This is a genomic window from Streptomyces guryensis (assembly GCF_021261325.1).
In the GTDB taxonomy this organism is placed as follows: domain Bacteria; phylum Actinomycetota; class Actinomycetes; order Streptomycetales; family Streptomycetaceae; genus Streptomyces; species Streptomyces guryensis.
On sequence record NZ_JAJSBI010000002.1, the window covers coordinates 182,149 to 206,185 of the forward strand.

Consider the following 24,037-nt stretch of genomic DNA (forward strand, 5'->3'; position numbering starts at 1 on the left):
AGAAGTCCGAGAAGAAGAGTCCGAGAAGAAGAGTTCGAGAAGAAGAGCAAGAAGGAGTACGACAGATGAACAGGAACCTCAGGACCGCCGCACCGATGGTCTTCGCGGCCCTCGTCGTCAGCGGCTTCATGATCAGCTCCACGATGGGGGTCGGTGTCTGTGTGGTGGGCGGAATACTGCTCGGAACCCTCTACGCGCTCACCAACGGCCGTAACCGGGACCGCGATTGACGGGCAGTCTTCAGAGCCAGCCGCGGGTCCGCGCCACCCGGGCCGCCTCGGTCCGGTTGCGCGCGCCCAGCTTGGCCATGGCACTGGAGAGGTAGTTGCGGACGGTCCCCTCGGCAAGGCACAGGCGCGCCGCGATCTCTGCGTTGCCCGCCCCCTCCGCGACCGCGCGCAGCAGCTCACGTTCCCGCTCCGTCAACGGATCGGCCGCGTCCCACGCGGCCACCGCCAGCTCCGGTGAGACCACCCGCTCGCCCGCGTGCACCCGGCGCAGGGCCGCTGCCAGTTCACCGATCGGCGCGTCCTTGAGCACATACCCGGACACCCCTGCGTCGACCGCGCGCCGCAGGTAGCCACTGCGCGCGAACGTGGTCACGATCAGCACCCGGGTGGGGTCACCCAGGCGGTTCAGCTCCACGGCCAGGTCGAGACCCGTACGGCCGGGCATCTCGATGTCGGTCACCAGCACATCCGGCCGGTGCTCGCGCACCGCGGCCAGCGCGCCGTCGCCGTCGGTCGCGGTCGCCACCACCGTGATGTCCGCCTGCAGGTCCAGCAGGGACGCGAACGCGCCCAGCACCATGCCCTGGTCCTCGGCCAGCACCACCCGGATCATCCGGCCGCCTCCACCGGCACCGTGATGACCAGCGTCGTGCCGGCCGAGCCGGAGCGCTGCACCGAGCCCCCGAGTTTCGTGATCCGCTCCCGGAGCCCGGTCAGCCCGGTGCCCTCCGGGGCGTCGCCGCCGATCCCGTCGTCCGCGATCACCAAGCGCACCCGTTCCCCGTCCGTATCCAGTCCGATGCGGCAGCTGGAGGCCCGCGCGTGCCGGGCCACGTTCGTCACCGCCTCGCGCAGCGCCAGCCCCAGCTCGTGCTCGGTCGCCGCGACCAGGCCCGGCTCGCCGTCGACGTTCACCCGCAACGTCACCCCGGTCCCGGCCAGCGTACGCCGTGCCACCTCCAGCTCCGCCCGGACGCTGGTCCGCCGCCAGCCGGTGACCGTGCTGCGCACCGCGGCCAGCGCCTCCCGTGCGTTGCGCTCGATCTCCTCGGACTCGGCGCGCGCCCGTTCGGGATCGGCGACCACCAGCTCCTTGGTCAGCTGCGCGCGCATCACCACCGCGGTCAGCGAATGCCCGAGCAGGTCGTGGAGGTCACGCGCGATGCGTTCGCGTTCCGCCAGGGTCGCGAGCAGTTCGACCTGGTCGTTACGGAGCCGCTGGTTCTCCAGCTCCTGCCTCCGGTCGCGCTGCCTGAGTTCGAGCAGCCCGATCACCCAGATCATGACGAGCGCCGAACCGAAACCCAGCAGCCGGTAGGACACCGGTACCTGTGACAGCAGTGCCGTGGCGCAGTCCAGCACGGTCAGGCCGGCGAACCAGCGCCGCGCGACCCGCCACGGCAGCGAGTTGCCCGCGGCGGCCGCGGCATAGATGAACAGCACGCTGGCGGCGGCGTTGAACGGCGTGGTCAGCGCGCCGAGCACGGCCATCGGGACCACCGACGCCCAGACGCCCCACGTGGACCGGTTCCGCAGCAGTGCGACCGCGTACAGCAGGACCGTGACCGCGCACACCCCGATCGCCAGCGGCCACTCCCACCACGCGGGATCCGGGGAGAAGTACGGCTGCGCCGGCAGGAACACCAGGTAGCCGAGGTAGATCCACTCCCAGGTCCGCAGCCGCTCGGCCACGGACCCGGCAGCACCGTCGAAGCCGCTCATGTCCACGTCCTGCCCATGCCGGACCCGCCTCAGATCCGCGCGTGCCGGTAGGACGCCGCCGCCACACCGGCCGCCACAACCGTGGTGACCACCAAGGCGAGCACGTGGAGCAGGGAGGTGCCCTGACCCAGCTGGGCGAGCCCGAGCTGGGCGAGGTGGTACGTGGGCAGGAACTCGGCGATGTCCCGGACGACCGAGGGCAGCAACCGGATCGGCATCCACAGCCCGGACAGCACCGCCAGCGGGAAGAGCACCGCATTGAGCAGCGCGCTCGCCGCGCCCGTGCGGAACCGGAAACCGACCGCCACGCTGAACAGCGTGAACGGGACACTGCCCAGCAGCAGCACCAGCGCCACCCGCAACAGCGCCCAGGGCGAGGCGTGGAGCGTGCCGAAGGCCGCGGCCGCCGCCCCCATCAGCACCAGCACGCCCACGCCGTACAGGAGCGCGGCGGTGGCCTTGGCGGTGAGGCTGATCCAGATCGGTACGGCGGACACCCGCTTCATGCGCAGCCAGCCCAGGTCCCTGTCCTGTGCGACCCCGATCCCCGGCTGCAGCGAGGCCACAGTGATCACCCCGTAGGTGCCGAACGTGGCCACCATCGCCGTACCGGCCGACAGGCCCTGCACGGCATCGTGCCCGTACAGCAGGTTGAACAGCACGAAGATCCCGACCGGCATGAGGACGCCGAAGAACAACGAGGTGGGTTCCCGCACGATCGACCGGAGTTCGTCCCGCAGTTCGGCGCGGAAGACCCGTCCCATCATCATGTTCATGCCGTACTGCCTTCGTGAGTGCGTCCTGAGGTTCCACGAGCCCGCGACGGCGCGGACGGGGAAGGTCCGACCGCCTCCCCGCCGTCGGTCAGTGCGACCACGGCCTCCTCCAGACCGGCGTCCCGTACCCGCAGTTCCGACACCTGCGGGTCCCGGTCCAGCAGCACGCGCAGCAGGTCCTCCGGCGAACGCGTCTGGATCGTCACCAGACCGTGCTCCCGCCCGAGCCGGAGCACACCCGGCAGGCGCTCCAGTCCGTCCTGGTCGAGGGTGGTCCGGACGGTCACGGTCCGGTCCGGCAGGCGGGACACCAGCTCCTGCGGCGACCCGTCCGCAAGTACCCGACCGTGGTCGAGCACCACCACACGGTCCGCGACCGCGGCCGACTCCTCGATCAGGTGCGTGGTCACCAGCACGGCGGTGCCCTGTGCCCGGCGCCGCGCCAGGATCTCCCAGAAGTGCCGCCGGGCCTGGGTGTCCAGGCCGACCGTCGGTTCGTCCAGCACCAGCAGCGCCGGCTCGGTGACCAGTGCCATCGCCAACTGCACGCGTTGCTTCTGACCGCCGGACAGCTTCGCCACCCGCCTGCGCGCCAGATCGGTCAGCCCGAGTTCCTCCAGGACCGGCACAGCCGCGGTCGCCCGCAGCCCGCCGCGGACGGCGGCACCGCTCACGAGCTCGCCCACGGTCAGCGTGTTCGGGAATCCCAGGGTCTGCTGCGCCACGCCCAGCCGCCGACGGGTCGTCGCGCGGAGCGGATCACCGCCCAGGATCCGCACGGTCCCCTGCTGCGGCGCGAGCAGTCCGACCGCGAGCGCCACCAGTGTGGACTTCCCGGCCCCGTTGGGTCCGAGCAGCGCGACGCACTCTCCCGGGTCGACCCGCAGGTCCACGCCTGCGAGTGCGACGGTCTCTCCGTACCGGTACCGCAGCCCTTCGGCCGTCAGCACCGCCTGTGTCGTTGCCATGGTCACCAGACTCCCGTCCGGTGACCGGGCTCGGCAGTGCCGCCCTGTCACGAGCGCGAGATGACAAAAGTCAACCCCTGCTCACCCGGGGGTCCTCGGGAGAGTGATCGGGGGTTTCGGCACTATAGCGCGGGCGCGTGAACCGGCAAGTGCCCCACGATGCCGCCCGGAACCCGGCGGGCACACAGCCCCGGCTCTTCCTGCGTGTGGAAGCCCGCGCCGGCCACGGCGGGCGTGATCGCACCGCTGGAGGAAGGTAGCGCCGACGGTGCTCGTGTGTGGGAGCCGTCCCGGGAGCACGGCTTCCACGCCCTGCGTCACTTCTTCGCCTCCGAGGAGTTGGAGGCCGGCGAATCGATCGTCTCCCTGGCACGCTGACCAGGGCACTCCGACCCGGGGTTCACGCTGCGGAAGTACTCCCACTTCCTGCCGCGAGCCGGCGCACGGGGAAGCGCCGCCATCGACGCGATCTTCGCGTAGCCGCGGTCAGCCGACAGGGGCCGTCGAGCGCGGCCCGTAGCCCGCCGCAGGCCCAAAGTCCCAGAGAAGTCCCACAGATGCCGCCGCACTCCATCCTGCCCCGCTAAGTAGCAGGTCAGACGGGGTGCGGCGACATCGTCACATCAAATGTCCCGGAAGATCTCGATCTGCGCCCCCACCGAGTTCAGCCGCTCCGCCAGATCCTCGTAACCCCGGTTGATGACGTACACGTTCCGCAGCACGGACGTGCCGTCGGCTCCCATCATCGCCAGCAGGACGACCACGGCGGGCCGCAGTGCGGGTGGGCACATCATCTCGGCGGCGCGCCAGCGGGTCGGGCCCTCGACCAGCACCCGGTGCGGGTCGAGGAGTTGGAGGCGGCCGCCGAGGCGGTTCAGGTCCGTCAGGTAGATCGCGCGGTTGTCGTAGACCCAGTCGTGGATCAGCGTCTTGCCCTGTGCGACGGCGGCGATGGCCGCGAAGAAGGGGACGTTGTCGATGTTCAGGCCGGGGAACGGCATCGGGTGGATCTTGTCGATCGGCGCCTCCAGCTTGGAGGGCCGCACGGTGAGGTCCACCAGCCGGGTGCGGCCGTTGTCGGCGGGGTACTCGGGGGTGCGGTCGTGGTCCAGGCCCATCTCCTCCAGGACCGCGAGCTCGATCTCCAGGAACTCGATGGGCACGCGACGCACCGTCAGCTCCGACTCCGTCACCACCGCCGCGGCCAGCAGGCTCATCGCCTCGACCGGGTCCTCGGAGGGGGAGTAGTCGACGTCGACGTCGATCTGCGGAACGCCGTGCACGGTGAGGGTGGTCGTACCGATGCCCTCGACCTTGACGCCCAGCGCCTCCAGGAAGAAGCACAGGTCCTGGACCATGTAGTTGGAGGACGCGTTGCGGATGATGCTGACACCGTCGTGGCGGGCGGCGGCCAGCAGCGCGTTCTCGGTGACGGTGTCCCCGCGCTCGGTCAGCACGATCGGCCGGTCGGGCCGCGCCGTCCGGTCCACCAGGGCGTGGTACTGCCCCTCGGTGGCGGTGATGTCCAGGCCGAACCGGCGCAGCGCGATCATGTGCGGCTCGATGGTCCGGGTGCCCAGGTCGCAGCCGCCCGCGTACGGCAGCTTGAAGTGGTCCATACGGTGCAGCAGCGGCCCGAAGAACATGATGATGGAGCGCGTCCGGACGGCGGCGTCGGCGTCGATCGCCGCCATGTCCAGCTCGGCGGGCGGCACGATCTCCAGGTCGACACCGTCGTTGACCCAGCGTGTGCGGACGCCGATGGAGCCCAGCACCTCCAGGAGCCGGTAGACCTCCTCGATCCGCGCCACCCGGCGCAGCACCGTGCGGCCCTTGTTGAGCAGGGACGCGCACAGCAGCGCGACACACGCGTTCTTGCTCGTCTTGACGTCGATGGCGCCGGACAGCCGACGGCCGCCGACCACCCGCAGATGCATCGGCCCCGCATAGCCCAACGAGACGATTTCGCTCTCCAGGGCTTCACCGATTCGAGCGATCATCTCAAGGCTGATGTTCTGGTTGCCGCGCTCGATGCGGTTGACGGCACTCTGGCTGGTGCCCAGTGCCTCCGCGAGCTGGGCCTGTGTCCAGCCCCGATGTTGCCGGGCATCACGGATGAGCTTGCCGATGCGTACGAGGTAGTCGTCTGCCATGGGGTTGAGGCTATCTCAGATATGAGATGAGGCACGTGAAGAGGGGTCATTCGGGTGACGGGCCGTCAACGTCGCCTCATGGGAGGCCGGTGGGCGGATGCCTCCCTTCGCGTCGGACGGACTTCCCCGCGGCGGGTCGAGCGCCCAGGCCTGGCCTGGTGATGGACGGTCGCGCCAAATGTCCCTTTTCGCTGGATAATCGCCTGGCGGACCCGGTCGCGCGAGCGCGGCTGGCGGAGTCGGCGGGGCCCGGTTGTGAGGAGGTCGGGCATGACCATTCCGGCCCCATGTACTAGAGTTATCTCGACATCGAGATATCTGCCGAGGAGCACCACAGTCGCCACCCTCGGTAAGGCGTACCTAACTTAGCCTTACCTTAGCGGATCGGCCGAGATGCCGTGGCGGCAGGATCGTGGTGAGTACGCGCACATCAATGAAGGAGACTGTCGTGTCGGCGAACAGCTTCGACGCCCGCAGCACGCTGCAGGTGGGCGACGAGTCGTACGAGATCTTCCGGCTGGACAAGGTGGAGGGCTCGGCCCGACTGCCGTACAGCCTCAAGGTCCTGCTGGAGAACCTGCTCCGCACGGAGGACGGCGCGAACATCACCGCCGACCACATCCGCGCCCTCGGCGGCTGGGACTCCCAGGCGCAGCCCAGCCAGGAGATCCAGTTCACGCCCGCCCGCGTGATCATGCAGGACTTCACCGGCGTCCCCTGTGTCGTCGACCTCGCCACCATGCGTGAGGCCGTCAAGGAGCTCGGCGGCGACCCGGCGAAGATCAACCCGCTGGCCCCGGCCGAGCTGGTCATCGACCACTCCGTCATCGCCGACAAGTTCGGCACGAACGACGCCTTCAAGCAGAACGTCGAGCTGGAGTACGGCCGCAACAAGGAGCGCTACCAGTTCCTGCGCTGGGGCCAGACCGCCTTCGACGAGTTCAAGGTCGTCCCGCCCGGCACCGGCATCGTCCACCAGGTCAACATCGAGCACCTGGCGCGTACGGTCATGGTCCGTAACGGCCAGGCGTACCCCGACACCCTGGTCGGCACCGACTCGCACACCACCATGGTCAACGGCCTCGGCGTCCTCGGCTGGGGCGTCGGCGGCATCGAGGCCGAGGCCGCGATGCTCGGCCAGCCGGTCTCGATGCTCATCCCGCGTGTCGTCGGCTTCAAGCTCACCGGTGAGCTCACGCCCGGCACCACCGCCACCGACCTCGTGCTGACCATCACCGAGATGCTGCGCAAGCACGGCGTCGTCGGCAAGTTCGTCGAGTTCTACGGCGAAGGCGTGGCCGCCACCTCCCTCGCCAACCGCGCCACCATCGGCAACATGTCGCCGGAGTTCGGCTCCACCGCCGCGATCTTCCCGATCGACGACGAGACCCTGAACTACCTGCGCCTGACCGGCCGCTCCGACCAGCAGGTCGCGCTCGTCGAGGCGTACGCCAAGGAGCAGGGCCTCTGGCTGGACCCGAAGGCCGAGCCGGACTTCTCCGAGAAGCTCGAGCTGGACCTGTCCACGGTCGTCCCCTCCATCGCCGGCCCGAAGCGCCCGCAGGACCGCATCGTCCTGGCGAACGCCGCCGAGCAGTTCAAGAGCGACGTCCGCAACTACGTCGCCGACGACGACGAGGCGGGCAAGGAGTCCTTCCCGGCCTCCGACGCCCCGGCCGCCACCAACGGCGTCCCGACCAACCCGGTCACGGTCACCGCCCCCGACGGTTCGACGTACGAGATCGACCACGGCGCGGTCACCGTCGCGGCCATCACCTCCTGCACCAACACCTCCAACCCGTACGTCATGGTCGCCGCCGCGCTCGTCGCGAAGAAGGCCGTGGAGAAGGGCCTGACCCGCAAGCCGTGGGTCAAGACCACCCTCGCCCCGGGTTCGAAGGTCGTCACCGACTACTTCGACAAGGCCGGTCTGACGCCGTACCTCGACAAGGTCGGCTTCAACCTCGTCGGCTACGGCTGCACCACCTGCATCGGCAACTCCGGCCCGCTGCCGGAGGAGGTCTCCAAGGCCGTCAACGACCACGACCTCGCGGTCACCTCGGTCCTCTCCGGCAACCGGAACTTCGAGGGCCGTATCAACCCCGACGTCAAGATGAACTACCTGGCCTCCCCGCCGCTGGTCGTCGCGTACGCCATCGCGGGCTCCATGAAGGTGGACATCACCCGTGACGCCCTGGGCACCGACCAGGACGGCAACGCGGTCTTCCTGAAGGACATCTGGCCCTCCGAGGCCGAGGTCAACGACGTCGTGGCGAACGCCATCGGCGAGGACATGTTCAACAAGTCCTACCAGGACGTCTTCGCGGGCGACGCCCAGTGGCAGGCGCTGCCGATCCCGACCGGCAACACCTTCGAGTGGGACGCGGAGTCGACCTACGTCCGCAAGCCCCCGTACTTCGAGGGCATGCAGCACGAGCCGGCCCCCGTCTCCGACATCGCCGGCGCCCGCGTCCTCGCCAAGCTCGGCGACTCGGTGACGACGGACCACATCTCGCCCGCCGGTGCCATCAAGGCCGACACCCCGGCCGGCAAGTACCTCACGGAGCACGGCGTCGAGCGCCGCGACTTCAACAGCTACGGCTCCCGCCGCGGCAACCACGAGGTCATGATCCGCGGCACGTTCGCCAACATCCGCCTGCGCAACCAGCTCGCGCCGGGCACCGAGGGCGGCTACACCCGCGACTTCACCCAGGCCGACGGCCCGGTGTCGTTCATCTACGACGCCTCGCGCAACTACATCGAGCAGGGCATCCCGCTCGTCATCCTGGGCGGCAAGGAGTACGGCTCCGGCTCGTCCCGCGACTGGGCCGCCAAGGGCACCGCGCTCCTGGGCGTCAAGGCCGTCATCACCGAGTCGTACGAGCGCATCCACCGCTCGAACCTCATCGGCATGGGCGTCCTCCCGCTGCAGTTCCCGGAGGGCCAGAGCGCCGAGTCCCTCGGCCTCACCGGCGAGGAGACCTTCTCCTTCACCGGCGTCGAGGAGCTGAACAACGGCACCACGCCGCGCACGGTCAAGGTCAGCACCGACACGGGCGTCGAGTTCGACGCGGTCGTCCGCATCGACACCCCCGGTGAGGCCGACTACTACCGCAACGGCGGCATCATGCAGTACGTGCTGCGCAACCTGATCCGCAAGTAAGCGGCGCGGCAAGGCAGTCGAGGGCCGCATCCCCGGTACGCCGGGGATGCGGCCCTCGCCGTGTCCGGGCCGGGAAATCCCAGGTCATCGCCCACCCTCAGGTGGAACACAGGATTCCCTCAGCGGACCGGGACAGTATCAAGACATGTCAGGCACCTCCGCGTCCCGAACCGGCCGGGCCCGCGTCCTCATCGTCGACGAGCCCCCGGTCACCGAAGCGCCGTCCGCCGCCGCCACCGCGGCGGTCCGGCGGCCCCGCCCAGCCGCCGACGGCCGCAGCGCACGGCGAATCGCCCACGGCTGCGCCCCGCACGCCGTGGTGCTCGACGGGATGCTGCCCGACCTCGACGGCATCCAGGTCCTGCGCCGGCTCCGCTACGAGAACCCGAAACTCCCCGCCCTCATGCTCACCGCCCGCGACGCCGTGGAACACCGCACCGACGGTCTCCACACCATCACGCCGACGGAGAACGGCAGATGACCGCCCGCCCGGTCGCCCGCTCGCTGCGCGCCCGACTGCTGCTCTTCGTCGGCGCCACCCTCGTCGTCGTGTGCGCGGCGATGACGTTCACCACGGCCGTGGTCCAACGCTCCTCCCTCATGGGCGAGTTGGACGGCCGTGTCACCAACGCCGTCGAGCGCAGCATGGGCGGGGCCGCGCTGCACCGGGACGACGAGGCCAACCTCTCCTTCCTCACCGAGAACGGTCACCCCGTCGGCATGATCGCCGCCCGCCTCGACGGCCACGGCAGGGTCCTCTCGGCGGCGATCGTCAGCCAGGACGCCCCGCCGCAGAACCTGACCGCCGCCCAGCGCACCGCCCTGAAGGGCATCGCACCCAACGGCTCCAAGCACACGGTCACCGTTCCCGGCCTCGGCGCCTACCGGGTCGCCGGGCTCGACTCGGACGGGGTCCGCGTTCTCGCCGGACTTCCCATGGACGACGTACAGCACATGATCGACGGACTGGTCGAGACGGAGGCGGTCGTCGCGGCCACCGGCCTCGCCGTCGCGGGCATCGTCTGCGCAGTGGTCATACGACGTCAGCTGAGCCCCCTCGGCCGGGTCGCCGCCACTGCGGTCGAGGTCTCCCGCTCCCCGCTCGGCCGCGGCGAGGTCACCGGCCTCACCCGCGTCCCGGCCCGGGACACCGACCCCGCCGGCGAGGTCGGCCAGGTCGGCGCCGCCCTCAACCGGATGATCGACCACGTCGAGTCCTCCCTCGCCGAACGCCGGCGCAGCGAGGAACGGATGCGCCGCTTCCTGGCCGACGCGAGCCACGAACTGCGCACCCCCCTCGCATCCATCGCGGGCTACGCGGAACTGATGAACCGCGGCACGGACCGCATCGAGCCGGTACTGGCATGGCGCCGCGTCTCGGCGGAGTCGGCCCGTATGACAGGCCTGGTGGAGGACTTGCTGCTGCTCGCCCGCCTGGACGAGGGCCGGCCCCTCCAGTCCGCCGAGGTCGACCTCGCGGCCGTGGTCGCCGAGGCCCTCTGGGCCGCACGGGCGGCAGGCAGCGGCCACGACTGGCAACTCGCCCTCTCCCTCACCGAGACCCCGCCCCTGGTCACCGGCGACGCGGCCCGCCTCCAGCAGGCGTTGGCCAACCTGCTGGCCAACGCCCGTGTGCACACACCCGCGGGCACCACGGTGGTCGCGGAGGTGGAGGCGACGCCACAGCGGTGCGTCGTCCGGGTACGGGACAACGGCCCCGGCATCTCCCCGGACCTGCTCCCGAAGGTCTTCGAGCGCTTCACCCGCGCCGACACGTCCCGCTCACGCGCACCGGGGACGGCGGGCGGGTCGGGGCTCGGTCTGGCCATCGCGGCGGCGATCGTCCAAGCGCACGGCGGACGGATCGATGTGAACAGCCGCCCGGGGCGCACGGAGTTCACCGTCGAGCTGCCGACCACCTACGAGGCGGACGCGGGCATTCTGCTGGCCTCAAACCGCCAGTGAACGACGCGACTTGAGCCAAATGAAGGACAAGGCGGTTGCCCCGGACGCAGGTTGGGAATGCGAACGTAGTGGGCTGCTCGGCGTGGGCTGTGTCGCTCGCAATGGCGTACGGCATATGGACCGGATCGGGTATGGCTGCGGAGATGCGGCTCCTCTACGCTGAGTATCAGTAGCCGTGTGTAGTCATTCGGCTGCCGCGTGTGGTTCCCGGCCTGACGTTTGGGGGTACTTGCCTGCGGTGGTGCACAACCGTCCACTAACATGGACGGGCACTGCCCGGGCGCATCGGGGGGCAGGAGGGCTGAGGTGGTGCATAAGGGGCAACCCTTGTGGCGCAGGAGCAGCATGTGTGGCAATGAGACCGAGTGCGTGGAGGTCGCCGTGGGGGAGGACCGAGTGCTCGCGCGCGACTCCAAAAGGCCCGGACCCTCACACCTGTGCTTCGCCGCCGCTGCTTGGACGGAGTTCGTCCATGCGGTGATGCAGGGGGAGTTAGAGGGCCCGTGACGTCATTGACCAGCCATCGGCAGTAGGTAGGGGGCCTCTATGGGTGCCGGGGCATCAGCGGTGCAGCATTCGGGTAAGAGGACACGGAAACGGTCCGCGGTGGTGGGCGGGGCCGTCACTTACGCGCTCAGCGCCGGCGCGGCGGCGACTGTGGCCGCTGCCCTCGCGTCACTCCTCGTCGAGAACGTGCTCGCCAAACGGATCCTGTGGGTGGTCGTGGCACTGTCCGTGGCCGTCGGCACGGGAGTGTGGCGGGCGGGGATCACCACTATGTCGTCCCCACCTGGTCCGGATCGCCTGCCTGGGGATTCTCCGACTGAGCGGCGGCCTGAGGGCGCGTCAGGATCCTCTTCCTCACCCGCCAGCCCACCAGGCCGCTGACACCTGACGAGCCCAGCAGCGTGCAGACGACGGTGGCTATCGGGTGCCAGGGAAGCTTGAGGTGAGCGGCCGCCCGGACGGTGACCACCAACGCCACGACCAGCACGATCAGGGCGATCAGCCCCAGGCCGCCGAGGGCGAGCACCAACCTCAGCTTCATCGAGCCCCGGGCCTTCTCTATGGCTATGAGGTTCTGCGACTGCTTCTCGTCCTGGATGGCCTGCGCTTTCAGTTCCACGTCGGACAGCCCGGTCGCTTCGGTACCGGGTTCTTCGCTGCGGGCCCACGGCTGTCGCAGGCCCTGCCATATCGACCTGAAGACCACGTCGGTCCTCCCCCTGGCTCACCACCAGCCGTCGGTGCCGCAGAACTAGCGGCCAGCGAGGTCTTGCTTGATGTGATCGATCAGGTCGAGAGACTCGGTGGCGCCGAGTGCCAGATCCGTGATCGTTTGAAAGCACTCCTGGTAACGGGCCAGCAGTTCCAGGTCTTCGCCGCCGGTCATGCTTCCTGCGGCGTGCTCCAAATACAGCAGATCGTCGTCGTCGGAGAAGCCCAACAGGACGAAGCTGCCGAGGGTGCTGAAATGTGCTCCGGCCTTGAAAGGCAGTACCCGGATCGTGACTTTGTCGCGTTCGCTGAAGTCGAGCAGCTGCTGGAGCTGCTCGGCAAGCACTTCCTCACCTCCGATCTGGCGTCGTAGCGCGGCCTCGTCCAGGACAAAGGTGGTCACGGGGCCGGCGGCGGAGGCGTCGAACATCCTCTCCTGCCGTTCCAGCCTCAAATCCACGACCCGGCGCGCCCGTTCGGGACTCAGACCGCGAGGGGCGAGGAGCGCCTCCGCGTAACCGCGTGTCTGGAGGTGGCCGGGGACGACGATGGGGTGATAGGTGTGCAGAGACGTTGCGGCGCTCTCATATCCCAGGTACTGGGCGAACTGGGGCGTGGCGACGTCGTGATACCTGGACCACCAGCTGGGCCCCTTGCTGCCCCGGGCTGCATCCTCGAGTTCGTGCCTGGTGGCGGAGTCGGTGATGTCGTACAAAGCCATCAGGGCCCGTAGATCGCTGACGGACACACTGACCGTGCCGGTCTCCACGCGAATGAGTTTCGACTGCGACCACTCCACCCGCTCGGCGGCCTCACGCTGACTCATCCGGGCACGCTCACGCGCCTGCCGCAGGGCAAGGCGTAGCTTTCGCCGGTTGAGGCTGGGGTCCACGGGGGGTGTCATCGCCGCTCCTTAGACGGTGCACGTACCCTGAACCTGAGCGGCCATGCACAGAAAGTTCCTAGCTCTTCGATCCCATCATTATGCATCGGCCAAAGAGAATAGAGCTGATAGACATTGGCATGAACGCGCCGGGGCGGTCATGGGGCGTGGACGACCCCACGAAACCACTGTGATCAGCGTTCCTGTCACCCTTCCCATCGCTGAAACAACGCAGGGCCGGTCGTACTTTCTCCGAAGTTGCCGGACATGGTTCCGAGTTGTGGAAGCAGGGAGCGCGGGCGGCGCGCGAAATTCAGAACGGCGCACGAAAAGGCGCTGGGGCGCGCGAAAGAAGTGACCTGTGTTCTTCGAGTTCCTCAAGAACCAGTCCGGCTCGTCGCGTGTCGTGCCGCTGCGGCCCGGGACGACCACTGCGGCAGTCGTTTACAAGTGAGCCAAGCGGCGCTACTTTCCACCAGGGCGAGGTGGGAGCGCTCCCATATGGGACGGCGGACCGGAACCCGCCGCCCCAAGGTCGCTCCCGCCTCGCTCACACCCGCACACCCGCATCCACCCGGCCGTAGCTGAAGGACCGAGATGGCATGATCCTGACAATAACGCGCCGACCGGCGCGCCGATTAACCAGCAGGGCTCTCTTCTTCGTCCTCGTCCCGCTCCTCGCCACCCTCCCCGCCTTCGCCCTCGTCATCACGGCAGGCGGCAAGGCGGAGGCCCACGGCACCCCCATGAAACCCGGCAGCCGTACCTTCCTGTGCTGGCAGGACGGCCTCACCAGCACCGGTGAGATCAAACCCGTCAACCCGGCCTGCAAGGCGGCCCAACAGGTCAGCGGCACCACGCCGTTCTACAACTGGTTCTCCGTGCTGCGCTCCGACGGCGCCGGCCGCACCCGCGGCTTCGTCCCGGACGGTCAGCTCTGCAGCGGCGGTAACCCCAACTTCACCGGGTTCAACCTCCCGCGGGGCGACTGGCCGCTCACCCATCTCACCTCGGGCGTGACCGTCGACTTCTCGTACAACGCCTGGGCGGCGCACCCGGGTTGGTTCCACGTCTACATCACCAAGGACGGCTTCGACCCGACCAAGCCACTCGCCTGGGACGACATCGAGGACAAGCCCTTCCTCACCGTCGACCACCCGCCCCTCAACGGCACCCCGGGCACGGTCGAGGCCAACTACTCCTGGACGGGGCAGCTGCCCGCCAACAAGTCGGGCCGCCACATCATCTACATGGTCTGGCAGCGCTCGGACAGCGCGGAGACCTTCTACTCCTGCTCCGACGTCGTCTTCGACGGTGGCCACGGCGAGGTCACGGGCATCCATGACCCCGGCAACCCGACCGACCCCGTACCGGGCAAGTGCGAGGCGGTCCGCAGGACCACCAACAGCTGGAGCGGCGGCTACCAGTCCGAGGTGACCGTCACCAACACCGGCGACGTCCCGATGCTGGGCTGGATGGTCGACTGGACGCTGCCGGGAGGCCAGAAGGTCGACAGTCTCTGGAACGGCAACGCGACCTACGACGGCCGGGACGTGATGGTCCACAACGCCGACTGGAACGGTTCGCTGGATCCGGGAAAGAGCACGACCTTCGGATATGTCGTCACGGGCGACGGCGGTGACACGGCGACGAACCTGCCCTGCCGCGTCGGCTGAAGGGCCGCTCGGGGCGGACCCGGTGGCGATGGGTCGGCCACCGGGTCCGCGAGCCGGTGCAGGCCGGGGGAGTACCTGCCCGGGTGGTGTTGGCTTCTGCGACACCGAATGCGACGACAACGTTGTCTCACGTCTGTGCAAGACCCTACCGCCTCAACCGACAGCCCTGTCAAACCAGTTGAGGCGGCAGGTAACCAACGCCACTGCTCAGGCGAGCAGTTCGACCTCCGACAGCACCGCCTCGCCGTCGAGGACCAGACGGTATTTCCCGTACGTCCCCGGGGACCCCACGGTGAACGCGCGGGTCTGCCGGTCCCAGGTGAAGGACTCGCCGGACCGCCTGTCGAGGGTCTGCCAGGTGGTGCCGTCGTCGTCCGATCCCTGGAGCGTCCAGCCGGTCGGCGCCAACGCGCGGTCGGCGGACGAAGTCAGCGTGTACTGAAGGCCCTTGACCGGTCCGGACACCGGAAGGTCCACGGACGTGACGGTGGCTTCCGTCGCCGAGGTGTTGTCGAACAGTGGCCCCTCGCCCTTCAGCACGTCCGCGCGCGGTGTCGGCACCTTGTCGTCCTGGGTGATCGACACGGGCGCCGCGTTCCTGCCCGTGCCCCACGACGACGGCTTCGCGCTCATGTCGAACTCCAGGACCCCGCCCCTGGCGAGCAGCGAGTGGGGGAGCGAAGTCGAGTCCCACGCCTGCCCGTTGAAGCGCACACCCTGGACGTAGATGTTCCTCCGGCTGTTCCCGGGCGCTTTGACCACCAGGTCGTGGCCGTTCTCCAGATGCACGGTGGCCTTGGTGAACAGCGGGGAGCCGATGGTGTACTCGCCGCTGCCCATGACGAGCGGGTAGAAGCCGAGGGCCGAGAAGAGGTACCAGCCCGACTGCTCGCCGTTGTCCTCGTCGCCGTGGTAGCCCTGGCCGATCTCGCTGCCGGTGTAGAGCCGCGAGAGGATCTCGCGCACCTTCTCCTGTGTCTTCCACGGCTGTCCGGCCGCGTCGTACAGATAGGGGATGTGGTGGGCGGGCTGGTTGGACTGCCCGAGCATGCCCATCCGGGTGTCCCGGGCCTCGGTCATCTCGTGGATGACGCCGCCGTAGGACCCGGCGAACTGCGGGTCGGCCGTCTCCGGGGTCGAGAAGAACCGGTCCAGCTTCTGGGCCAGCGCGCCCTTGCCGCCGTACAGGTTCGCCAGGCCCCGGGTGTCCTGCGGGACCGTGAAGGCGTACCCCCAGCCGTTGCTCTCGGTGTAGTCGTACCCCCACACCCGTGGGTCGTACTTGGACGCGTCGAGTCGCCAGTCGCCCTGGTCGTTTCGGCCCTGGAAGAAGTCGGCCGACCTGTCGTAGAGGTTGACATAGTCCTGAGCGCGGTTGAGGAAGTACTCGGACTCCTCCTTGTACCGCTCGTCACCGGTCTTCTGGTAGAGAGCCTGGCCCATCCGGGCGATGCCGTAGTCGTTGTTGTAGCCGTCCATCGCCCATGAGAAGCCCTCGTTGGTGGAGGTCGTGGTGTAGCCGAGGAAGGGCGAGGTCGCCATGCCCTTGCGGCCCACGCCCGACATCGGCGGGACCACCGTCGCGTTCTTCACGGCCGCTTCGTACGCCGCCTTCGCGTCGAACTTCACGCCCTTGATGTACGCGTCCGCGAACGCCACGTCCGAGGAGGTGCCGGTCATCAGATCCGCGTATCCGGGGGAGGACCAGCGCGAGGTCCAGCCGCCGTCCTTGTACTGCTGAACGAAACCGTCCACCATCTCGCCCGCCTGACCGGGTGTCAGCAGCGAGTACGCCGGCCAGGTCGTCCGGTAGGTGTCCCAGAAGCCGTTGTTGACGTACACCTTGCCGTCCACGATCTTCGCGCCGGTGTGCGTCGGTGTGTCCTGGCTGGGCATCGGCGAGAACGGGGAGGCGTACTGGAACGTCGAACCGACCGTCTCGAAGCCGGAGTTGGGGTACAGGTACAGCCGGTACATGGACGAGTACAGCGTGGTCAGCTGGTCCGGCGTCGCGCCCTCGACCTCGACCTTGCCGAGCAGGCGGTCCCAGATCCGCTGGGCGCGGTTCTTCACCGCGTCGAAGGACGTGCCGTCCGGAATCTCCTGGCGGAGGTTGTCCTTGGCCTGGTCGATGCTGATGAGCGAGGTGGCGAGGCGGAGGGTGACCGTGTGGTCCTTTCCGGCGTCGAAGCGCAGATAGCCCTTGACCCCGCTCGACGAGCCGTCCGTCACCTTCCTGTCGAACACGCCGTACACGAACAGCCGGGTCGCGCCCGTCGACAGCCCGGACTTCACGTCCGAGTAGCCGGTGACGATCCCGTTGTCCCTGTCGAGCGTGAGGCCCGCCTGCTCGGTCACATTGTCGAAGATCACGCTCGCGTCGTCGCCGGGGTAGGTGAACCGGAGCGCCGCCGCATGGTCGGTCGGGGCCATCTCGGCCTTCAGCCCGTTCTCGAACCGCACCCCGTAGTAGTACGGCCGCGCGGTCTCGTTCTCGTGCCGGAAGGCCAGCTCACGGGCCTGACGGCCGGTGTCCGGGGCGCCCGGCGCGACCGACGGCATCACCTGGAAGGTCTGCCGGTCGCCCATCCACGGGCTCGGCTCGTGACTGGCGCTGAACGCCTGGATCGTCGGCAGGTTGTCGTCGTTGTTCGCACGCGCATAGTCGTACAGCCAGCTCAGCGAGGACGCGTTGGTCACCGGCGTCCAGAAGTTGAAGCCGTGCGGCAGGGCGGTCGCGGGGAGGTTGTTGCCGCGTGAGAAGCCTCCGCTGGAGTTGGTGCCGCGGGTGGTGAGCGCGTAGTCGGACAGATGGGCCTTCGGCGGCTCCGGCGCGACCGGCTTGATCGCGATGTCGTCCAGCCAGCCGCGGAACCTCGCCGGGCCCCTGGGGGAGTCGTACGCCACCAGGATCCGGTCGACCGTCTTTCCGGCCGCGACCGACCCGATCTGCGAGGCCACGTTGTTCCACTGGTTGACGTACAGGGCCTTCGAGGCGCCCTGGCCCTGCGGCGACAGCGTGAACCCGTGCTGGTCCCTCGCGCCGAGATCGCTCAGATAGGTGCCGTCCGTGAAGGCGAGATCCACCGACACGTTCGTGGCGTCGTAGTCGCGGTCCCCGTCCGCCATCGACGGGAAGATCCGGTACGACAGCCGGGTGTTCCGGCCGACGGCCACGTTCACGTCGAAGACCTTGTTGTACGAGTACGCCCGCCCGTCGGCGGTGTGCCGTCCGGCGTAACGCAGGGCTCTCTTTCCGGTGAACCCGGCGCCCGCCTTCGCGGTGGGCGATCCGCTCGGGCCGCGGTCCACCAGCGAGAGCATGTCCTGCGGGACCGGGCCGCCGCTGCCGCCCGTGGAGAACTGCACATCGGCCAGCTGCAGGATGTCCGCGCCGTTGTTCTTCGTGATGTCGAGCCGGAAGTGCTGGTACTCGGCCGGCTCGGCGAGGTCGTACGACCTGGTCTGGAAGCGCTCGGAGAAGGACTCGCCGGAGCGGGTGTCGACGGTCTTCCACTCCTTGCCGTCCGTGGAGCCCTGCAGGGTCCAGTCCCTCGGATCGCGCTCGGCCACGTCATTGGCCGAGGTCAGCGCGTATGTCACCAGCTTGGTCGGCTTGTCCAGGTCGAACTCGACCCAGCCGGTGGACGCGAAGGTCAGCCACTTGGTGCCGGACTCGCCGTCGACGAGGTTCTCCTTCACCTCGCCGCCGTCCGTGTTCTCGGCACTGGCGCGCACATCCGTGACATGGCCGGTCACATTGCCCGGGATGCCGGTGCTGTAGCCGCCGTCGACACCGGAGGCCCGCTTGCTGCCGTCTGCCGCCGTGTCGACGGTGTTGAGCCAGTCCGGGGCCGGATCGCCCGCCTCGAAGGAGGAGGCGAACTCCCGGTCCGCCTTGGGCGGCGCGTCGGGCAGGGCGACCGCCGCCCCCTGCGAGCCCACCGCCATGACAAAGGCGGCCGTGATCACGACCGCCGGACCCCACCTGTGCCGAGTTCTGTGCCGCATACGCCGACACCCTCCCTGTCTTTTGGCGCGCCCCCTCGGCTCACTCGCGTGCGCTTCGGACAACGTTGTCAACTGTGACGCGCAGAGACCAGTAGTGGGTCAAGTGCTCAGTGATGTCAAGGGTGTTGACTGTGGCATTCGGGGCGTATGTCGCGGGTTTTTCCGGCAAGGTGGCCACAGGCGGCTCATATTTCCTGGAGGTCTCAACTCGGATAAGACCATTGGCCAACCTTGCATTCGATCTTGCTCCGTTGGCGGGAAGTGGACTATACCTGTCGGCGATTCACCCGATCCGTTCTTCACCATCCGCACTTCCTGCACGACCCTGACCTGACCGCGGTGCCGGGGAGGATCCGGTTCACCGCCTGAGTCCTGGAGAAGGCGAGGACTTGAGCATGGGATCCACTTCCGCCGAGAACACCGGCAACGCGGGTGTCGGCCGCCGCGATCTGATCAAGCGGTCCGCCGCGCTCGGACTGATCTCCGTACCCACGATGAGTTTCCTGTCGGCCTGTGCCAGCAGTGGCGGCGGCGACAACGGGAACAAGGCCAAGGCGGGCAAGAAGACCGCCAAGAATCCGCTGGGCGTGAACGACACCGCGGGTATGGAGTTCGTCCTGTTCGACGGCGGCTTCGGCAAGGAATACGCCCAGGACGCCGTGAAGATCTACGAGAAGAACTTCCCCAAGGTGAAGGTGAAGTTCTCCGCGACCCAGAAGATCCAGTCGACGCTCCAGCCCCGCTTCAACCAGGGCACCCCGCCGGACCTCATCGACAACTCCGGCGCCGAGCAGATGGACATGGGCGTCCTGGTCGGCAAGAAGCAGCTCGCCGACCTCACCCCGCTGCTGGACGCCCCGTCGTACGACGACCCGAACAAGAAGGTCCGCGACACGCTGCGCCCCGGCATCGTGGAGATGGGCCAGTTCGACGGCAACCCGGTCTGGATCATGTACTACGCCTACACCGTGTACGGCGTCTGGTACTCGCAGAAGGCGCTCGACTCGCTCGACGCGCAGTACCCCAAGACCTGGGACGAGATGCTCGCCGTGTGCGAGAAGGCCAAGAAAAAGGGCATGGCGGGCTGGACGTACGCGGGCAAATACCCGTACTACATCCCCTTCTCGCTGTACCCGATGATCGGCAAGGTCGGCGGCCGTGAGGTCCTCGACGCCATCGACAACCTCGAGCCGAACGCCTGGAAGCACCCGGCCGTCAAGGCGTGTTTCGACGCCTACTACGAGCTCTACAAGAAGGGCTACATCCTCAAGGGCACCCCCGGCCTCGACCACATCCAGTCGCAGACCGCATGGGCCAAGGGCAACGCGCTGTTCATCCCGAACGGCTCCTGGGTGGAGAACGAGTCGGCGAACGTCATCCCCGCCGACTTCAACCTGGCGGTCTCCGCACCCACCGGCATCGACAGCTCCGACAAGATGCCCTTCGGCACCATCTGGGCCTCCGGCGGCGAGCCCTTCATCGTCCCGGCCAAGGCGGCGAACCCCGAGGGCGGCATGGAGCAGCTGCGCATCATGCTCAGCGAGGCCTCCTCGAAGAACTTCACCACCAAGGTCAAGTCGCTGACCGCGTTCAACGGCGGCACCACCGGGATCTCCCTGACCCCGGGCCTCAAGTCCGGTGTCGCGGCACTGAAGCTGGCCGGGGACAACGTGTTGAATCCGCGCCTCCAGGACTGGTACGTCCAGTTGCAGAAGGAGCAGATCGGCGTGGCGGGCCTCGGCGAGATGATGGCCGGGCGCAGCACGCCGGCCGAAGCCATCAAGAAGATCCAGGGCTTCGCCGACGCGGCCGCCAAGGACACGTCGATCAAGCACTACAAGCACCAGTGAGGGCCCGTCACCAGCGGCAGCACACGCAGCACAGGCAGCACCCGCCCAGAGATCGGGGTAGGTAGTAATGCAGCACGGCAAGTACCGGTTCATCGTGGGGTTTCTGGCGCTGCCCCTGGGGCTCTATGCGCTCTTCGTCGTCTGGCCGTTCATCCAGTCCATCTACTACTCGTTCACGGACTGGACCGGCCTGAGCCCCGAATTCAAGATGGTCGGCTTCGACAACTACAAAAGGATGCTCGACGACGAGATCTTCTGGAAGTCGTTGCAGCACAGCCTGCTGTTCGCGTTGGTGCTGCCGGTGGTGACGATCAGCCTGGCGTTGTTCTTCGCCTTCATGATCAACGTGGGCGGACGGCGGAGGCGGGGCGGCCCGGTGATCTCCGGCGTCCGCGGTTCGTCCTTCTACAAGATCGTCTATTTCTTCCCGCAGGTGCTCTCGATCGCGATCGTCGCCCTGCTGTTCGCCTTCGCGTACAACCCGGACAGCGGCGCGATCAACTCCCTGCTGCGCGGGATCGGGCTCGACAGCGTCCAGCCGCTCTGGCTGGGCGACCCGAGCCTGGCGCTGTGGTGCGTGATGGGGGTGCTGGTCTGGTCCTCGGTCGGCTTCTTCGTGGTCCTCTTCTCCGCCGGTATGGCCTCCATCCCGGCGGACCTGTACGAGGCCGCGCTGCTGGACGGCGCGAACCGCGTCAGCACGTTCTTCCGGATCACCCTGCCGCTGCTGTGGGACACCGTGCAGTCCGGCTGGGTCTACATGGGCATCCTCGCGCTGGGAGCCGAGTCGTTCGCGGTCGTACAGATCATGACGACCGGGCCCGGCGGTCCCGACTACTCGACCACCGTCATGGTCCTGTACGTGTACCAGAAGGCGTTCCGTGACGGACAGGCCGCCTACGCGACCACCATCGGCGTCGCCCTGCTCATCGTCACGCTGGCCTTCGCGGCGATCGTGATGCGGCTGGGCCGGCGCGAGCGGCTGGAGTACTGATCACACATGAAGACGACCGATACCGCCGCCTCCGTACCGGCCGAGTCCGGTGCCTCCGTCTCCAAGGTCGACATGCCGTCCGCCGCGCCCGCGAAGGAGAAGAAGGAGGGCAACGTCCTCAACGTCTTCTCCCGCGGGATGCTCGTCCTGTGGGCGTTCATGGTCGTCATGCCGCTGCTGTGGGCGGTCATGACGTCCTTCAAGGACGACAGCTCCATCTTCAGCTCGCCCTGGGCCCTGCCCGACAAGCTGCACTTCGACAACTGGGCGCGGGCCTGGACCGACGCCAACATGAGCGACTACTTCCTCAACACCATTCTGGTGGTGGGCGGTTCGCTCATCGGCACGCTGGTGCTGGGCTCGATGGCGGCTTACGTGCTCGCCCGGTTCGACTTCCCGGGCAACCGCTTCATCTACTTCCTCTTCATCGGCGGCATGAGCTTCCCGATCATGCTGGCGCTGGTCCCGTTGTTCTACGTCGTGAACAACATGGGCCTCCTGAACACCATCCACGGGCTGATCCTGGTCTACATCGCCTACTCGCTGCCGTTCACGGTCTTCTTCCTGACCGCGTTCTTCCGCACCCTGCCGACCTCGGTCGCGGAGGCGGCCTTCGTCGACGGGGCCTCGCACAGCCGGACGTTCTTCCAGATCATGCTGCCGATGGCCAAGCCCGGTCTGATCAGCGTAGGGATCTTCAACTTCCTCGGGCAGTGGAACCAGTACATGCTGCCGACGGTGCTCAACACCGACCCGGACAAGCGCGTGCTCACCCAGGGCCTGGTGCAGCTGGCGGCCAGCCAGGGGTACAAGGGCGACTGGTCGGGGCTCTTCGCCGGTCTGGTGATGGCGATGCTGCCGGTGCTGGCGGCGTACATCATCTTCCAGCGGCAGGTGGTGCAGGGGCTGACGGCGGGCGCGCTGAAGTAGCGCTCCTGCGCCCGGCGTGCGCGCCGTTTCCCCGGGATCCGGGGAGCGGCGCGCACTCGTCTGTCCGCGTCTGCTGCCGGTGTCCGGGTGTGTTCAAGGGCCCGGAAACAGTTCAACCTCTTGACGGGAGGCGACCCGAACGGCTCAGCTTAGAGTTCACTAGTTGGACATAGACGGGGCCTCGTTGAAGCGGTCCCGCGCGCAGGAGGTCGTCGTGGAGACTCCAGGGTCGCAGTCGTCACTGCACCGAGCCAACCTGGAGCGGGTCGTCCGGGCCGTCCGGCTGGCCGGATCACTCACGCAGGCGGAGATCGCGAGGACCACAGGGCTGTCCGCAGCAACGGTCTCCAACATCGTCCGCGAGCTCAAGGACGGCGGAACGGTCGAGGTCACGCCCACATCGGCGGGTGGCCGAAGAGCCCGCAGCGTCTCCCTCAGCGGCGACGCCGGGATCGTCATCGGCGTGGACTTCGGGCACACGCATTTGCGCGTCGCGGTCGGGAACCTCGCTCATCAGGTGCTCGCGGAGGAGTCCGAGCCGCTGGACGTGGACGCCTCCTCCGCACAGGGCTTCGACCGGGCGGAGGAGCTGGTCAATCGCCTGATTGCAGCAACGGGGGTCGACCGGTCCAAAATCGCCGGCGTGGGTCTCGGTGTGCCCGGCCCGATCGACGTCGAGTCCGGCACCCTCGGCTCCACCGCGATCCTGCCCGGCTGGACCGGTACCAGGCCCGCCGAGGAGCTGCGGGGGCGGCTCGGTGTGCCCGTGCACGTGGACAACGACGCCAACCTCGGCGCCCTGGGCGAGCTGGTCTGGGGCAGTGGCCGGGGGGTCAGGGACCTCGCGTACATCAAGGTCGCGAGCGGTGTCGGCGCGGGTCTGGTGATCAACGGGAAGATCTATCGGGGTCCCGGCGGCACCGCAGGAGAAATCGGACATATTACACTCGATGAATCCGGCCCCGTCTGCCGCTGCGGAAACCGGGGATGCCTGGAAACCTTTGCGGCAGCGCGCTATGTACTTCCGTTGCTCCAGTCGAGCCACGGCACCGACCTCACGATGGAAGGAGTCGTGCGGCTGGCCAGGGACGGAGACCCGGGCTGTCGTCGGGTGATCGCCGACGTCGGCCGTCACATCGGTTCTGGAGTCGCCAATCTCTGCAATCTGCTGAACCCGAGCCGGGTGGTCCTGGGCGGTGATCTCGCCGAGGCCGGTGAGCTGGTACTCGGGCCGATAAGGGAGTCTGTCGGCCGCTACGCGATCCCCAGCGCAGCGCGCCAACTGTCCGTTCTCCCGGGGGCACTTGGAGGTCGTGCGGAGGTGCTCGGAGCGCTCGCTCTCGCACTCAGCGAGATGGGTGATTCGACCCTTTTGGACGGCACCCTGTCCACTGCGACACCTGCCTTCACTTAGAGAACGAATGACGCCGTTGCCATCTCGTTAAGTATTTACTTCTTGACGTCGCACGTGTGGCCGAGTTGACTTCCAGCCACCTCG

At 68.1% G+C, this 24,037-nt stretch carries 19 protein-coding genes; 11 read left to right on the forward strand and 8 right to left on the reverse strand.

The window, feature by feature from the left end:
• Nucleotides 1-65 precede the first annotated feature (65 nt).
• On the forward strand, nt 66-230 hold the full coding sequence (locus LJ657_RS04785) for a hypothetical protein (RefSeq protein ID WP_232646949.1): 165 nt from the start codon (nt 66-68) through the stop codon (nt 228-230).
• 10 nt (nt 231-240) lie between these two features.
• Here LJ657_RS04785 and LJ657_RS04790 read toward each other — a convergent pair whose 3' ends face one another.
• The 4 genes from LJ657_RS04790 to LJ657_RS04805 are packed head-to-tail and all read right to left on the reverse strand — an operon-like array spanning nt 241 to nt 3,696.
• The gene (locus LJ657_RS04790; protein ID WP_232646950.1) at nt 241-843 is read right to left on the reverse strand and encodes a response regulator transcription factor; all 603 of its coding nucleotides are present in this window, start codon (nt 841-843) and stop codon (nt 241-243) included.
• Entirely contained in the window at nt 840-1,952 is a 1,113-nt protein-coding gene (locus tag LJ657_RS04795) for a sensor histidine kinase (protein ID WP_232646951.1), read from the reverse strand. The genes LJ657_RS04790 and LJ657_RS04795 overlap by 4 nt, the downstream gene beginning before the upstream one ends.
• A gap of 29 nt (nt 1,953-1,981) precedes the next feature.
• Nucleotides 1,982-2,728, reverse strand: coding sequence for an ABC transporter permease (locus LJ657_RS04800; RefSeq protein ID WP_232646952.1), 747 nt, complete (start codon nt 2,726-2,728; stop codon nt 1,982-1,984).
• Complete coding sequence (locus LJ657_RS04805) at nt 2,725-3,696, reverse strand: ABC transporter ATP-binding protein (protein WP_232646953.1); 972 nt, start codon at nt 3,694-3,696, stop codon at nt 2,725-2,727. Before LJ657_RS04805 ends, LJ657_RS04800 begins: the two co-directional genes overlap by 4 nt.
• Nucleotides 3,697-3,900: 204 nt before the next feature.
• Here LJ657_RS04805 and LJ657_RS04810 point away from each other — a divergent pair, with 204 nt between their 5' ends.
• Nucleotides 3,901-4,074 (forward strand): hypothetical protein, encoded by a 174-nt coding sequence (locus LJ657_RS04810; RefSeq protein WP_232646954.1) that lies wholly within the window; start codon nt 3,901-3,903, stop codon nt 4,072-4,074.
• A 245-nt stretch (nt 4,075-4,319) separates the two neighbouring features.
• Here the strand turns inward: LJ657_RS04810 and LJ657_RS04815 are convergent, their stop codons facing one another.
• Nucleotides 4,320-5,849 (reverse strand): helix-turn-helix domain-containing protein, encoded by a 1,530-nt coding sequence (locus LJ657_RS04815; RefSeq protein WP_232646955.1) that lies wholly within the window; start codon nt 5,847-5,849, stop codon nt 4,320-4,322.
• A 448-nt stretch (nt 5,850-6,297) separates the two neighbouring features.
• Here LJ657_RS04815 and acnA point away from each other — a divergent pair, with 448 nt between their 5' ends.
• From acnA to LJ657_RS04835, 4 genes are all read left to right on the forward strand, one after another.
• Nucleotides 6,298-9,012, forward strand: coding sequence for an aconitate hydratase AcnA (gene acnA / locus LJ657_RS04820; protein WP_308117007.1), 2,715 nt, complete (start codon nt 6,298-6,300; stop codon nt 9,010-9,012).
• A 145-nt stretch (nt 9,013-9,157) separates the two neighbouring features.
• Complete coding sequence (locus tag LJ657_RS04825; RefSeq protein ID WP_372487803.1) at nt 9,158-9,493, forward strand: response regulator; 336 nt, start codon at nt 9,158-9,160, stop codon at nt 9,491-9,493.
• The gene (locus tag LJ657_RS04830) at nt 9,490-10,977 is read left to right on the forward strand and encodes a sensor histidine kinase (RefSeq protein WP_232646957.1); all 1,488 of its coding nucleotides are present in this window, start codon (nt 9,490-9,492) and stop codon (nt 10,975-10,977) included. Before LJ657_RS04825 ends, LJ657_RS04830 begins: the two co-directional genes overlap by 4 nt.
• Before the next feature lie 345 nt (nt 10,978-11,322).
• The gene (locus LJ657_RS04835; protein ID WP_232646958.1) at nt 11,323-11,484 is read left to right on the forward strand and encodes a DUF397 domain-containing protein; all 162 of its coding nucleotides are present in this window, start codon (nt 11,323-11,325) and stop codon (nt 11,482-11,484) included.
• Between the two features lie 268 nt (nt 11,485-11,752).
• On the opposite strand, the gene LJ657_RS04840 is transcribed toward LJ657_RS04835, so the two are convergent.
• On the reverse strand, nt 11,753-12,190 hold the full coding sequence (locus LJ657_RS04840; protein WP_232646959.1) for a hypothetical protein: 438 nt from the start codon (nt 12,188-12,190) through the stop codon (nt 11,753-11,755).
• A 45-nt stretch (nt 12,191-12,235) separates the two neighbouring features.
• The gene (locus tag LJ657_RS04845) at nt 12,236-13,099 is read right to left on the reverse strand and encodes a helix-turn-helix domain-containing protein (protein WP_232646960.1); all 864 of its coding nucleotides are present in this window, start codon (nt 13,097-13,099) and stop codon (nt 12,236-12,238) included.
• Nucleotides 13,100-13,680: 581 nt separating this feature from the next.
• Between LJ657_RS04845 and LJ657_RS04850 the strand changes: the two genes are divergently transcribed.
• Entirely contained in the window at nt 13,681-14,754 is a 1,074-nt protein-coding gene (locus LJ657_RS04850; protein WP_232646961.1) for a lytic polysaccharide monooxygenase auxiliary activity family 9 protein, read from the forward strand.
• 207 nt (nt 14,755-14,961) lie between these two features.
• On the opposite strand, the gene LJ657_RS04855 is transcribed toward LJ657_RS04850, so the two are convergent.
• Complete coding sequence (locus LJ657_RS04855) at nt 14,962-18,765, reverse strand: GH92 family glycosyl hydrolase (protein ID WP_232646962.1); 3,804 nt, start codon at nt 18,763-18,765, stop codon at nt 14,962-14,964.
• 395 nt (nt 18,766-19,160) lie between these two features.
• Between LJ657_RS04855 and ngcE the strand changes: the two genes are divergently transcribed.
• From ngcE to LJ657_RS04875, 4 genes are all read left to right on the forward strand, one after another.
• Nucleotides 19,161-20,615 carry an N-acetylglucosamine/diacetylchitobiose ABC transporter substrate-binding protein gene (ngcE, locus tag LJ657_RS04860; RefSeq protein ID WP_232646963.1) on the forward strand — a complete coding sequence of 485 codons (1,455 nt, stop codon included), beginning with the start codon at nt 19,161-19,163 and terminating at the stop codon, nt 20,613-20,615.
• Between the two features lie 67 nt (nt 20,616-20,682).
• Nucleotides 20,683-21,609, forward strand: coding sequence for a carbohydrate ABC transporter permease (locus LJ657_RS04865; RefSeq protein WP_232646964.1), 927 nt, complete (start codon nt 20,683-20,685; stop codon nt 21,607-21,609).
• 6 nt (nt 21,610-21,615) lie between these two features.
• Nucleotides 21,616-22,539, forward strand: coding sequence for a carbohydrate ABC transporter permease (locus tag LJ657_RS04870; protein ID WP_232646965.1), 924 nt, complete (start codon nt 21,616-21,618; stop codon nt 22,537-22,539).
• Between the two features lie 214 nt (nt 22,540-22,753).
• Nucleotides 22,754-23,953, forward strand: a complete 1,200-nt coding sequence (locus LJ657_RS04875) for an ROK family transcriptional regulator (protein ID WP_232646966.1) — start codon at nt 22,754-22,756, stop codon at nt 23,951-23,953.
• The last annotated feature ends 84 nt before the right edge of the window (nt 23,954-24,037 follow it).

Bases quoted from the DNA above. Each gene is read 5' to 3' on its own strand.
- LJ657_RS04785 (WP_232646949.1), top strand. From the start codon at position 66: ATGAACAGGAACCTCAGGACCGCCGCACCGATGGTCTTCGCGGCCCTC.
- LJ657_RS04790 (WP_232646950.1), bottom strand. From the start codon at position 843: ATGATCCGGGTGGTGCTGGCCGAGGACCAGGGCATGGTGCTGGGCGCG.
- LJ657_RS04795 (WP_232646951.1), bottom strand. From the start codon at position 1,952: ATGAGCGGCTTCGACGGTGCTGCCGGGTCCGTGGCCGAGCGGCTGCGG.
- LJ657_RS04800 (WP_232646952.1), bottom strand. From the start codon at position 2,728: ATGAACATGATGATGGGACGGGTCTTCCGCGCCGAACTGCGGGACGAA.
- LJ657_RS04805 (WP_232646953.1), bottom strand. From the start codon at position 3,696: ATGGCAACGACACAGGCGGTGCTGACGGCCGAAGGGCTGCGGTACCGG.
- LJ657_RS04815 (WP_232646955.1), bottom strand. From the start codon at position 5,849: ATGGCAGACGACTACCTCGTACGCATCGGCAAGCTCATCCGTGATGCC.
- LJ657_RS04825 (WP_372487803.1), top strand. From the start codon at position 9,158: ATGTCAGGCACCTCCGCGTCCCGAACCGGCCGGGCCCGCGTCCTCATC.
- LJ657_RS04830 (WP_232646957.1), top strand. From the start codon at position 9,490: ATGACCGCCCGCCCGGTCGCCCGCTCGCTGCGCGCCCGACTGCTGCTC.
- LJ657_RS04835 (WP_232646958.1), top strand. From the start codon at position 11,323: ATGTGTGGCAATGAGACCGAGTGCGTGGAGGTCGCCGTGGGGGAGGAC.
- LJ657_RS04845 (WP_232646960.1), bottom strand. From the start codon at position 13,099: ATGACACCCCCCGTGGACCCCAGCCTCAACCGGCGAAAGCTACGCCTT.
- LJ657_RS04850 (WP_232646961.1), top strand. From the start codon at position 13,681: ATGATCCTGACAATAACGCGCCGACCGGCGCGCCGATTAACCAGCAGG.
- LJ657_RS04855 (WP_232646962.1), bottom strand. From the start codon at position 18,765: ATGCGGCACAGAACTCGGCACAGGTGGGGTCCGGCGGTCGTGATCACG.
- ngcE (WP_232646963.1), top strand. From the start codon at position 19,161: ATGGGATCCACTTCCGCCGAGAACACCGGCAACGCGGGTGTCGGCCGC.
- LJ657_RS04865 (WP_232646964.1), top strand. From the start codon at position 20,683: ATGCAGCACGGCAAGTACCGGTTCATCGTGGGGTTTCTGGCGCTGCCC.
- LJ657_RS04870 (WP_232646965.1), top strand. From the start codon at position 21,616: ATGAAGACGACCGATACCGCCGCCTCCGTACCGGCCGAGTCCGGTGCC.